This is a genomic window from Acinetobacter brisouii (assembly GCF_008993995.1).
GTDB lineage: Bacteria > Pseudomonadota > Gammaproteobacteria > Pseudomonadales > Moraxellaceae > Acinetobacter > Acinetobacter brisouii_A.
The window spans coordinates 23647-35708 of record NZ_BKNN01000001.1 but is presented as its reverse complement, the minus strand read 5'-3'; the positions used below and the strand labels follow the sequence as shown (position 1 = coordinate 35708).

14 protein-coding genes and 1 pseudogene are annotated in these 12062 nt (G+C 43.0%); 4 read left to right on the top strand and 11 right to left on the bottom strand.

The features are described 5' to 3' along the window. Nucleotides 1-32 precede the first annotated feature (32 nt). The 5 genes and pseudogenes from rimM to lptF all read right to left on the bottom strand — a co-directional run bounded on the left by rimM (nucleotide 33) and on the right by lptF (nucleotide 3418). Complete coding sequence (gene rimM / locus GBN19_RS00165) at nucleotides 33-581, bottom strand: ribosome maturation factor RimM (protein ID WP_111893681.1); 549 nt, start codon at nucleotides 579-581, stop codon at nucleotides 33-35. Nucleotides 582-597: 16 nt separating this feature from the next. Further along, nucleotides 598-855 carry a 30S ribosomal protein S16 gene (gene rpsP / locus GBN19_RS00160; RefSeq protein WP_111894073.1) on the bottom strand — a complete coding sequence of 86 codons (258 nt, stop codon included), beginning with the start codon at nucleotides 853-855 and terminating at the stop codon, nucleotides 598-600. 148 nt (nucleotides 856-1003) lie between these two features. Next, nucleotides 1004-1138: pseudogene (locus GBN19_RS16025) on the bottom strand (type IV pilin protein); the annotation flags it as partial. A 107-nt stretch (nucleotides 1139-1245) separates the two neighbouring features. Beyond that, nucleotides 1246-2316, bottom strand: coding sequence for an LPS export ABC transporter permease LptG (gene lptG, locus GBN19_RS00150; protein WP_151776744.1), 1071 nt, complete (start codon nucleotides 2314-2316; stop codon nucleotides 1246-1248). A gap of 10 nt (nucleotides 2317-2326) precedes the next feature. Further along, on the bottom strand, nucleotides 2327-3418 hold the full coding sequence (gene lptF, locus GBN19_RS00145; protein WP_151776743.1) for an LPS export ABC transporter permease LptF: 1092 nt from the start codon (nucleotides 3416-3418) through the stop codon (nucleotides 2327-2329). 159 nt (nucleotides 3419-3577) lie between these two features. Here lptF and GBN19_RS00140 point away from each other — a divergent pair, with 159 nt between their 5' ends. The 3 genes from GBN19_RS00140 to GBN19_RS00130 are packed head-to-tail and all read left to right on the top strand — an operon-like array spanning nucleotide 3578 to nucleotide 6065. After that, nucleotides 3578-5011 carry a leucyl aminopeptidase gene (locus GBN19_RS00140; RefSeq protein ID WP_151776742.1) on the top strand — a complete coding sequence of 478 codons (1434 nt, stop codon included), beginning with the start codon at nucleotides 3578-3580 and terminating at the stop codon, nucleotides 5009-5011. Then, on the top strand, nucleotides 5004-5411 hold the full coding sequence (locus tag GBN19_RS00135; protein ID WP_151776741.1) for a DNA polymerase III subunit chi: 408 nt from the start codon (nucleotides 5004-5006) through the stop codon (nucleotides 5409-5411). Before GBN19_RS00140 ends, GBN19_RS00135 begins: the two co-directional genes overlap by 8 nt. 33 nt (nucleotides 5412-5444) lie before the next feature. After that, nucleotides 5445-6065 (top strand): hypothetical protein, encoded by a 621-nt coding sequence (locus GBN19_RS00130; protein WP_151776740.1) that lies wholly within the window; start codon nucleotides 5445-5447, stop codon nucleotides 6063-6065. A 27-nt stretch (nucleotides 6066-6092) separates the two neighbouring features. Here GBN19_RS00130 and GBN19_RS00125 read toward each other — a convergent pair whose 3' ends face one another. From GBN19_RS00125 to glnK, 6 genes are all read right to left on the bottom strand, one after another. Then, complete coding sequence (locus GBN19_RS00125) at nucleotides 6093-6752, bottom strand: riboflavin synthase (RefSeq protein ID WP_151709260.1); 660 nt, start codon at nucleotides 6750-6752, stop codon at nucleotides 6093-6095. 21 nt (nucleotides 6753-6773) lie between these two features. Further along, a complete protein-coding gene (locus tag GBN19_RS00120) occupies nucleotides 6774-8066 on the bottom strand; it encodes a DNA adenine methylase (protein ID WP_151709259.1) in 1293 nt (430 codons plus the stop codon). A gap of 2 nt (nucleotides 8067-8068) precedes the next feature. Then, complete coding sequence (gene ribD, locus GBN19_RS00115; RefSeq protein ID WP_151776739.1) at nucleotides 8069-9151, bottom strand: bifunctional diaminohydroxyphosphoribosylaminopyrimidine deaminase/5-amino-6-(5-phosphoribosylamino)uracil reductase RibD; 1083 nt, start codon at nucleotides 9149-9151, stop codon at nucleotides 8069-8071. Between the two features lie 6 nt (nucleotides 9152-9157). After that, on the bottom strand, nucleotides 9158-9616 hold the full coding sequence (gene nrdR, locus GBN19_RS00110; RefSeq protein WP_151709257.1) for a transcriptional regulator NrdR: 459 nt from the start codon (nucleotides 9614-9616) through the stop codon (nucleotides 9158-9160). A gap of 121 nt (nucleotides 9617-9737) precedes the next feature. Continuing rightward, on the bottom strand, nucleotides 9738-11135 hold the full coding sequence (locus GBN19_RS00105; RefSeq protein WP_151776738.1) for an ammonium transporter: 1398 nt from the start codon (nucleotides 11133-11135) through the stop codon (nucleotides 9738-9740). A 61-nt stretch (nucleotides 11136-11196) separates the two neighbouring features. Next, a complete protein-coding gene (glnK, locus tag GBN19_RS00100; protein WP_004749947.1) occupies nucleotides 11197-11535 on the bottom strand; it encodes a P-II family nitrogen regulator in 339 nt (112 codons plus the stop codon). 244 nt (nucleotides 11536-11779) lie between these two features. Here glnK and GBN19_RS00095 point away from each other — a divergent pair, with 244 nt between their 5' ends. Beyond that, nucleotides 11780-12007 carry an accessory factor UbiK family protein gene (locus GBN19_RS00095; protein WP_151709255.1) on the top strand — a complete coding sequence of 76 codons (228 nt, stop codon included), beginning with the start codon at nucleotides 11780-11782 and terminating at the stop codon, nucleotides 12005-12007. Nucleotides 12008-12062 lie beyond the last annotated feature (55 nt).

The following is a 12062-nucleotide window of genomic DNA, read 5'->3' as shown; positions in this document are numbered from 1 at the left end:
TCTTTCTTCCTGCTGTGTGAATCCTTTAGGGATTAATAATCTACGCCCCAATTGACGTAAATACGACCAGCTTCAAGATCAACGCGTTGCACCACATCTTTATGCCATGGAATCATACGCTCTTCAGCGTCTACGCTGTCTGCTGTGGCACGAACCACCATGACATCGTTTGCACCTGTTTCAAACAGTTCATGGATTTGACCGAGATTGACTTCCTGTTCGTCATCATCGAGACCTAATACAGTTAAGCCTTTCAAATCTGACCAGTAGTACTCGTCCACGCCCGGTTGAGGCAGTTGCGATTTTGAAATCCAGATATTTGCGCCAACTAAATTGTCTGCTGCTGTGCGATCACTCACACCTTTGAGCGCAACAACCAAGCCTTTGCCATGTGGTTTCCAACGTTTTACATCAACAACTTGCCAACCTGCTTTGGTCTCAATGTACCAAGGCAGGTAGTCAAAGATGTTGCTCATGGGTTCTGTATTGGAATAGACCCAGAGCCACCCATTCAAGCCATACGCTGAACGTAGCTGTCCAATCTGAATACGATCTTCAGGAACATTCTGTGTTGGTGTCATGGGCTACCTACTACAATTACGCAGTAGCAGCAGCTTTTTTAGCTTGAGCAGCTAAAGAAGCAACACGTTCAGAAGGTTGAGCACCTTGTGCAACCCAGTGAGCGAAACGGTCAGCATCTAAACGAATTTTTTCTGCTTGACCTTGAGCTGTAGGGTTAAAGAAACCGATACGTTCGATGAAACGACCATCACGTGCATTACGGCTATCAGTCACAACGATTTGATAGAATGGACGTTTTTTAGCACCACCGCGAGTTAAACGAATAACAACCATGATAAAAACCTTATAATTTTTACGGATTATCCCTGCGCCGACCATCGGCAACACTTCAAACCCCTTTCATAGAGGGCAGCATTTTACGTGATATTCACCCCAAATGAAAGATCAAAATTTAAGTTACCCACAGTTTTGAATTTATTTTTTAGTTGCTATCCCAAGTTGATGTACTGCTTAGCACACAAGTCGTTGCTCCTTGTGACCAATACTTCTGCCCATCTTGATTTAAACACACCACGCCATTACCTGTTTGTAGACTTGAGCTGACTGGTGTTGCACTTCATTTGAGAATCTAAGATATAAAAAAGCGGCACAAACCTAAGATTTGCACCGCTTTTCAATCAATTCAATATTTTTGATGGTGAGAAGAAGCAACTGATCGTCAACTTATTTAGCTCGATTTAATAAATAACCACCCGCCACAAAAATCACAACAATCGGTATAAACACAAACCATGCAGGGGATGGTGAGTAGACTAGGCTTGCATAACCCAAGAAGTCTTGTAGGTAATAAAAGCCTAACCCGACAAATAAGGCAATGACCAAGCGAAAACCCATCGACTGCTGACGCAATGGCCCAAAAATAAATGAACAGGCAATCACCACCAAGGCAATCAGTGAAAATGGCATGCCCACTTTTTTCCAGAAAGCCAACTGATAGGTTTTTGGTACTTGGCTATATTCAGACAAATAGTGCATGAAGGAAACCAATTGACTAGGTGCAAGGTCTTCAGGATCAATCGTCACCATATGCACATATTTCGGCTGTAGAGCCAAGGATAATGGCAGTTGCGCCGATTGGGTTAAATGCCCATCACCATTGGCTTGGATCTGCATTTGTTGACTTTGTTTCAGATTCCATTGCCCTGTGCTGCTATATTGCCCTTGCTCAGCGTTGAGTACAGCTTTCAATCGATAATTGTCATCAAAATCTAAAACCTGAATATTGCGCAGCGCACCTTGTGAATTGGCATAATCAACATAGATAAAACGTTGACCTTCACGTGTCCAGTAACCTTTCACCTCGCCGAGTGCTGCAACCGTTTGATGCTTTTTGATACTGTCTGCTTTTTCAGTGGTATATGGAATAATCCACTGACTGAGTGCAAATGATAAAATCACCAACAACATTGCAGAACGAATCACCCAACCTACAATACGCCATAAACTAATCCCAACCGAACGCATGACAATCAGTTCACTGTTGGAAGCCAAAGTACCTAAGCCAATGACCGAACCAATCAGGGCAGAAATGGGTAAAATTTCATATAAATAATTTGGCGTATTCCAAAACACATAAGCCAATGCCTGAGTTGCAGTGTAGCCATGTTTAAGTTCACTCAATTCTGCCAAATAAGTGAATAAAAACTGTAATAGGGTAAGAACACCCGTAGCACCTAACATGGCTAAAGTTGAGGTTTTCGTCACATGCTTAGCGACTAGACGACGTGCAAACATTCACTTAACCTCACTTGCTCAATTTAAGTTTTAGCTTTGGCGCAAGATTGGGTTTGCGCAAAAATAATAAAGTCACAAAGGCATAGACAAATAGCACTGTCGGATATGCCCAAATTCCCAACTGCCCTTTGGTCATACGCGTTTTGACTGCCATTAATGCCACAATCAAACTGGCAAAAATTAAAATGGCAGGCAATAAACGATAATACCGCCCTTGTCGTGGATTCACCTCAGACAATGCTGTTGCCAAGAGTAATGCAACCACAATCGCAAATGGCACACATAAACGCCAACCCAGTTCACTTTGCACCACAGGATCTTGACGTTTTTCCCAGAGTTGTTTTAAACGCATCGACTCCGCTTGATCACCAGAAACATCTGCTTCTTTATCATTTTCAATTCTTAAACGGTAACTTTTAAACTCAGCTTGGGTGTAGCGTGGCTGCCCAGGATAGATCTCATAACGGCGACCATCAATTAAATCGACCACATTTGCAGGATCATTCGGAATTTCAACGCGGGTTGCTTCGCGTGCCAAAATCACCACATCAGGTTTATTTTCTTTGGTAGCACGCTCATAAAACACGATATCACGTAAATTCTTACGGTCTTCAGACAGGCTGCTGGCATAAATGGTATAAGGCCCTGAGGAAACGAACTCTTTGGGGCGTACCAAGTCAAACCCCGTCCGTACCGCCTGAGTGCTCGATAGCTGCTCAAATTTGCGGAGTCCCCACGGCGATACCCATGTCATCAATACCAATTGAAAAATCAGAAAGCCAATCGTTAACGGTGCAAGTAAACGTGCTAACTGGTTGCGACTTACACCACTGGCATTGAGTACCGCCATTTCATGGTCGACATACAAACGCCCAAATACCAACATTAAGCCAATAAAAAAGCCCAATGGCATAATCAAGGTAAGAAATTCAGGCAGCCGATAACCAATAATGCTAAACAACACACTGGCATCTAGACGACCTTGCGCAGCAATACCAAAATATTTGATTAAGCGACCGCCCATCATAATTAATGTCAGTAAAGCAATGACGACCAAAGAGGTCTCCACGACCTGCTTAACAAGATAACGTCGAATAATCAAAGCAAGCTTCCGTAAAAAGTGAAAATACGATTGGCGAATAGTTTAACCCAATAGCCAAGAGAAAAAACCCATACTTAATATTGCACATTGCAACCTGATCCAGTGTAATGTTGCAATCATGAAAAATCTGCAAACACTTATATAGGCATCTAAAATCATATGAAACTGTCTTTAAAACACTCGCAAGACGCAGGCACTGCGCTATTTGTCTTGGTGGATGCTGAACAAATTCAACATCCAGTTGCTCAACAGATTGAAAACTACCAACATGTTTTGGCGACGGCACAATTTAAAGCCAGCCTAAATGAAAGTGTAACCTTAATTACACAACATGATCATTATCCATTTTGTAGCCTTGTTGGTCTAGGTCAAGCTGCTCAAATTCAAGCAGCTCAACTGGCGAAAGTGGCACAAACTATTATTAAAACGGCACAAAAAAAGTATCAACAGATTGATATTGATATTTCGGCACTCCCTGAGCAGTGGCATTCCCTGTTTGCGCTGAGCTTAACGCAAGCCAATTATAGCTATGATGAATTTAAATCGAAGAAAAATGAATTTATTTTAGATGAAATTCAATTCATTACAGCACAATCTCCACTAAATGCTGAGCAGCTTCAACTGATTCAAGCCGTCAATGCTGGACAGAATTTTGCCCGCGACCTTGGCAACCGTCCAGGCAATATTTGTTTCCCTGAATATCTTGCAGAACAGGCTTTAGCATTGGCTGCCGAATATCCTGATCTGCTCAAAGTGACTGTGCTTGATGAGCAGCAAATTGCTGATTTGGGTATGAATGCATTCTTGGCAGTCAGCAAAGGTTCTGCTCGTGCCGGTCGTATCATTACTCTTGAATATAAAGCCGAATTAGAACAAGCCCCAATTGTTCTTGTTGGTAAAGGTGTGACTTTTGATACAGGGGGTATTTCACTCAAACCCGGCTTAGGCATGGATGAAATGAAATTCGACATGTGTGGTGCTGCATCTGTGCTCGGTACAATGCGTGCGCTCTGTGAAGCGAAGTTACCCATTCATGTGGTCGGTGCTGTAGCGGCTGCAGAAAATATGCCATCTGATCAAGCCACCCGTCCAGGGGATATCGTCACTACCATGAGTGGGCAAACCGTTGAAATTTTAAATACCGATGCCGAAGGTCGCTTGGTACTTTGTGACACTTTGACTTATATCCAACGTTTCAACCCTGCGGTTGTGATTGATATTGCGACCTTAACAGGCGCTTGTGTGGTGGCACTCGGTAAAGTGCTGAGTGGTTTATTCTCTCCAGATGATGCCTTGGCACAAGAGCTGACTCAGGCAGGTGAACAAAGCTTTGACCGTGTATGGCGTATGCCCGTGCTGGATGACTATCAGGAATTACTCGATTCACCATTTGCAGATATTGCCAATATTGGTGGGCCTCACGGTGGGGCAATTACCGCTGCGTGTTTCTTGCAACGTTTTACCCGTGACTATCGCTGGGCACATTTAGATGTTGCAGGTACAGCATGGCTTTCTGGTGCGAATAAAGGTTCAACAGGTCGCCCTGTTCCCTTATTGATGCAGTTTATTGTGAACCGTGTTCAACATGACTAAAGTCAGTTTTTATCTGTTTGAAAATAGCGTAGAACGGCAAGTCGAGAGTGCTTGCCGTTTATCGCGCAAACTGTTGCGACAACCTGTACGGATTTGGTGGTATTGCTGCCAAGCCGAACAGCAACAGTTACTCGATGAAGCTTTATGGACATTTGATCCACAAAGCTTTATTCCTCATGGCATTGATCAGGTCAATTCTGCTGTGTGTATTTCTGCACATCTGCCTGAACATGGATCTTGGCTTATCTTCAATTTTGAAAACCACGCTCTTGAACCCCAAGACACGTTTGAACACATTATTGAAATTGTCGAAAATCAAGAATCGACTAAAATAATAGGACGTAACAAGTTCAGACAGTATCGCGATTGGGGCATCAGCCCACGTACTTTTAAATTATAATCTTAAGTAATATGTCATTTTGAGGAGTGAAATGTGGCGTTAGATGTTGGAGCAGATTTTGAAAAGCGTTGGCTCAATGCACCACAAGCTGTTCGCCAAACCTATATTGACGATCTAAGCCGTATTTGTGAGTTGTTTGCAACAGATGTTCGTCTAGAGAATTGGCTGAGCTATAACAAACAAGCACAACGACAATCTTATGAACGAATTGAAAATGCTTATGCCGAGTTAAAAGCCGAGTTGGTCGAGCAAGCGCGCATTCGCCGTCAACATGCACTTGAACAATCTCTAGCGAAAAAACGTGCTCAACAGCAAGCTTATCTTGATGATTTACAACTCGATGAACGCCTGCAATATCAACAACAGACGCAACAATTACAAGCCTTACAGCAACAACTTTCGCAAGAAAGCCATCACTATACTGAACGTTATACACCGACACCTAAATTACGTTTTGAACCCAATGCCAATACGGTGATTAGCCCTGAAATTCAGCAAGCACTCGATAATCTCAAAATCCGTTTAGAACTTGAGGCCGAGGGCTTAATTGAACAAATTCAACAAAGTGTGAATAGTTTAAATCAGAAAATCCAGCAAGCAGCCGATGAGGAAATCCGCTATATACTGGAACAGCACCCCTCTTCAAATACCTAAAAAAATCTCGGCATGCGCCGAGATTTTTTATTTTAGAAAACCATTTTCAGCGAGAAAAGACATGCTGATACTCGACTGAGGTTTCTGTTCTGCGGCTTTGTCACCCAGTAATAAGCGTTCGATATAGCGCGCCAACACATCTACTTCAAGATTGACTTTTGAACCTTGTTTCCATGTGCCAATATTGGTGCGCTCTGCGGTATGTGGAATCAAATTCAAGCTGAGAATATTGCCACGTAAATGATTGATGGTTAAGCTAATCCCATCGACTGTCACTGAACCTTTTTCTGCCAGATACTTCGCCAGTTCGACAGGTGCTGTCACTTCAAAATACAGTGAACGTGCATCTTCACGCACCAAGGTAATTTCACCGATGCCATCGACATGCCCACTGACAATATGCCCACCAAAACGGGTCGTCGGCAACATGGCTTTCTCGACATTGACCGCCTGCCCCACTTGCCATGAACCTAATGTGCTGCGGTTCAAACTTTCACGGGAAACATCGGCAGCATACCAGTTCTCTCCCCACTCGATCACTGTCAAACAAATGCCATTGGTGGCAATCGAATCGCCTAAATGCACATCGGACATATCTAGATCAGTTTGAATCCGTAACCGTACATCACCGCCTACATTTTGCAAGCTAGAAACTTTACCTAAGCTTTCAATAATTCCAGTAAACATAGTTTGTTCTCTTTATTTTGCTTACCACAATGCCAATTGGGTACTCACACCTGAGGTATCAACACCGCCCAATTCCGCATAATGATAAAGTTGTCCCAATAATTGTCGCAATGGTGGCCCAGACTTTGCGTGAGTATCGGTAATTACAATAAATTCCAGTACACGTGCGCGCTCTGACTGACGTTGCTTACTCACGCGATAGCGCGGTACATCTTGTGTTAATAAGGTCACTCGACCGCGTTCCAAGTTCGCCTTTAACAAATCTTTAGCAGCAATATTTCCATCTGTCGAATAACTGGTCAAAATATAGCGTGCATTAATCGTTGCCAGTAAAGTTTCATAGGCTTCTTTGGCATATTTCGATGAATTATATAAACTTGGACGCTCTTTGCGCCATGCACGGTCAATTCCACTTTTAAAACCCTTGGTGTCTGGTGATGGCAAATCAGCCTGATCCCAAAGCGTCAGTGAATTTAACACATGATAATTACTGCTATAGGCATGTTGATTGTAAGGCGGATCTAAATATGCCACATCAACCTCAAACCCACTCATCTGATTGGCTAAATGCTGTGCATCGACACACCACATTTCTGCCATCGGATTTTTAGCATCGCCAATTTCACAAAAACGGCTCGGGGTTAACCAAAGTAATGACTCAATGCGTTCCAGTGCAGTTTGGGTTTTGCCACCCCAACCATGATGAAAACTTTTAAAAACACCACTGGTATTGCTGACAAAACTGGCTGAATACAACAAAGGTGCAAGTAGCGCACTCATTTCAGTATCATCAATTGCTCCTTGTGCCTGCCATGTCGCAATTTGCTGACGAATCGCATCAATACGCATACCATTACGGCGTTTAAAAAACAATCGGTCACGTGCAGGATCATATTCTTCATCATTACGCGGACAAAGATTATGCGTCACCCAACCTTTAGTTAAAGGTAAGCGGTTTAAATAATCTATTGCTTTCTGATACCCCCCCAATTCTTTAAATTTAGGTGCATCAATACAAGATAACACTGCATGGTTTAGAGCATGACTATACGGCTCCCAGTCATTGGCAATCACTCGATAGCCATTTTGACGGGCTAAACGTGATACCACGCCACTACCTGCAAAGAAATCAGCAAAAATAGGTGCACGGTTGTCTTTGCGATTGAGAGTTCCTGTTTCTTCTAGCGCTTCTAAAATCAAATGCAATAAGCGACGCTTGTTTCCCAAATACGGAACCAGTTGATGGAATAAATACTCATCTGTGGTACGCGCAGCATGACGACGTTTATGATAAAGCGTTGTTTCTAAACTCATAATCACTCTTGCACTGGGATTAAATTGAGGCGAATATCTCCCCCAACTTGGGTCATTTCTTGAATATGAAAACGGTATTGCTGATGTAAGCTTTGTAAATCAGCCTGAAACATCGGGCGCGCCGAAGTACCCAATAATGTGGGTGCAAGATAATGAATATATTCATCAACCAAATCTTGGCAAATAAATGCTGAAGCCAAGGTTGCACCCGCCTCCACCAATACATCATAAATTTGGTAGTCACGGACTAACAACTTCAACAAATCATCTAAAGGCTGAACCTCAAGCTGTACAACACCTAAATCTGCCAGATCTTGTCGAAAAGGCCCCATGACCATTAAAGACGCTGGTTGTTGCAGAATCTTTGCAGTCAACGGCAATCGACCTTGTCGATCCAGCACAATACGTTTGGGTTGTACCACTGTGGTTAAATCCACACCCGCTAGCTCACGGACATTTAACTGACAATCATCTGCAAGGACTGTCTGAATTCCTGTAATGACAGCACCCGAAATTGCTCGCCAGTGCTGTACATCCTGACGTGCAGCAGAGCCTGTAATCCACTTCGACTCACCCGATGCCATCGCTGTGCGACCATCTAAACTGGCTGCAACTTTCAGGCGAACATAAGGCATTTGGGTCGCCATGGCTTTTAAAAATCCACGATTTAAAGCGGCCGCTTCTTCTTCACAAAGCCCAGACTCAACCTCAATGCCCGCAACTTTTAAGATTTCTACGCCTTTACCTGCCACCAATGGATTTGGATCTAAGCAGGCAATAATGACTTTTTTCACTTGCGCTTTAACCAGTGCTTCTGCACATGGCGGTGTACGCCCATAATGTGCACAAGGTTCAAGAGTCACATACGCCGTTGCGCCATCTGCTTGTTCAGCAGCCTGACGCAAAGCAAAAACTTCAGCATGAGGCTGACCAGCACATGGGTGAAATCCCTGACCGATCACCTGACCTTCTTTAACCAATATACAACCGACATTTGGGTTAGGTTTGGTGCTGTACACACCTTGTTTTGCAAGCTGAATCGCTTGCTGCATATATATGCGATCTTGAGAGGAAAATTTTGACATGTTGTTTTAATGTTCTCTTTGTTGCATCAATTCAATATGCTGACGAAAAGCTTCTACATCTTGGAAATCTTGATAAACCGAAGCGAAGCGAACATAAGCAACATGATCTAATCCAAATAAAGCCTGCATTACAATCTCACCAATCGTTTGTGAACTGACATCACGCTCACCTAAACGACGAATTTTAATTTGAATATCGCTCAGCACCGTTTCTATTTGCTCTTGTGTGACGGGACGTTTTTGTAGTGCATGCATGAGCGAACGGCGCAGTTTAGCTTCATCAAATGGCTCATTTTTACCATTCGATTTAATCACGCGTGGCATGACAACTTCATAACTTTCAAATGTCGTAAAACGTTCACCACAACTTGGGCATTCACGGCGGCGACGAATTTGACTACCTTCCGCAGCTAAACGGGAGTCAATCACTTTGCTATCGGCAACATTACAAAAGGGACAGTGCATTACACTCAAAATCAAGTAAAACAGTGGCTCTAGTGTATCAAAAATATTTCAGATACTAAATGTTGTGTTTGAAATAAAAAAACAGCCCTAATTAGGCTGTTTTTTTAGGCATCAGATCCGATTATTCGATACGTTCGCCATGTTGGCTGAGGTCAAGACCCATACGTTCATCATCATTGCTTGCTCGTAAACCAATCACAACATCGATTACTTTCAAGATGACGAAAGTTAAGATACCGCTGTAGGCAATTGTTGCAAGTACACCTTCAACTTGTACCCAAACTTGGTGTGCAAGATCAGTTGGCGCTTTTGAACCCATGATGAATGAGCTTGCAAATACACCTGTTAAAATCGCACCAACAATACCACCAACCGCATGTAAGCCAAAAGCATCCAAAGAATCATCAACTTTCAGTAAGCGCTTAAGACCTGTTGTCCCCCAGAAGCAGACTACACCACCAATCAAGCCCATCACTAAAGCACCGCTTACAGTGACATAGCCTGCAGCAGGTGTAATTACAACTAAACCTGCTACTGCACCTGAGGCTGCACCGAGTACAGAACCTTTACCACGAATCATTTTTTCAATAAATAACCAAGAAATTGCGGCTGCAGCTGCGGCAACTTGAGTCGTCACAAGTGCATAACTCGCTGAACCATTTGCACCTAGAGCTGAACCACCATTGAAACCGAACCAGCCCACCCATAACATACTTGCACCAATAACAGTAAGCACAAGGTTATGTGGCGCCATGGATTCTTTACCAAGACCGATACGCTTACCTAGTAAATAAGCTGCAACTAGACCTGCAACACCTGAGTTAATGTGTACAACTGTACCGCCTGCAAAATCAAGTGCACCATCAACACCTAACCAGCCACCACCCCAAACCCAGTGAGTAATTGGTGCATAAACCACGATCACCCAAATGGTAATAAATGCGACAAAGGCACCAAATTTCATACGCTCTGCAACAGAACCACTAATGATTGCAACTGTAATAATTGCAAAAGTCATTTGGAAGATCACGAAGAGAATTTCAGGAATTGTGCCTTGTAAGGCATCTGTGGTAATACCTGAAAGCATAGTTTTACCAAAACCACCAATAAAGGCATTGCCAGAGTCAAATGCCAGAGTGTAACCAATCACCACCCAGACAATACTCACAATCACGGCTGCCATAAAGCTATGCGCCATGGTTCCCAATACGTTCTTTTTACGAACCATACCGCCATAGAATAAAGCCAATCCCGGAATGGTCATCAGAAGGACTAATGCGGTAGAGATGAGAATCCATGCCGTGTCACCAGTATCCAATTTTGGTTTGGCTGCTGGCGCAGGTGCAGGAGCGGCTTCTGCTGCTGGCGTCACCGCTGCCGCAGAGGCTGTTGTGGTTGCTGCGTCCGATGCAACAACTGCTGTTTGTTCAGGTGCAGAAGACGTTGCTTCTTCTGCCCAAGCAGCAGAACCACCTAATAGTGCGCCAGATAAACTAAGCGCCATGATTATTTTTTTCATGCGTATCCCCCAACCTTAATCTTTTGCGAGCTAAACTCTGCTGAGCAAACTTCGTGCCAAATTACACTGCGTCTGGACCTGTTTCGCCCGTACGAATACGAATCACTTGCTCTAGATTGGTCACAAAAATCTTACCATCACCAATTTTACCTGTGCTTGCTACACGGGTAATGGATTCAATCACTGAATCAACCATTTCATCACTAATAGCAATTTCAATTTTTACTTTTGGCAGGAAATCAACGACATACTCAGCACCACGGTACAGTTCCGTATGACCTTTTTGACGACCGAAACCTTTGACTTCGGTTACAGTGATCCCTTGAACACCAATTTCAGAGAGTGCTTCACGCACATCATCCAGTTTGAATGGTTTCACAATTGCAGTTACGAGCTTCATGTTTGTTTTCCTTCGGCTTGTTGTTCAGCTGTAAGGTTTTATGTTCAATTTTCATGCCAATATTCCTGCGGTTAGGGGAATACAGGAATATTCAACATGAGCTATCTTTATACCCTATTTTAGCGCCTTACGTGCATAGATCAGAAAAAAAAGAAGTTTTTTTTCAACTTATGATGAGCAAAACACATCATGCTAAAATGGATCATCTTTTCCAAATTTTTGATGCATTAATGAGGATCTCACCATGATGGAAACCTTGCTACAGGCTATATTAGAGCAAATCGATCAACCTAAAACAGACATTGAGCACAATTTAAGAGCACTTCTCAATGAAGCTGTATCTCGTATGGATTTGGTATCTCAAGCGGAAATCCAACGTCAAAAGAATGCACTATTGATTGCAAATCAACGTTTAGCTCTTTTAGATGAAAAAATTAAGCAGCTTGAAAGTGCACTAGAAACACAAAAATAAGCACTATAAATGTGCATAAAAAGACAAAATTGATTAAACAATAAGCACCAAAAAG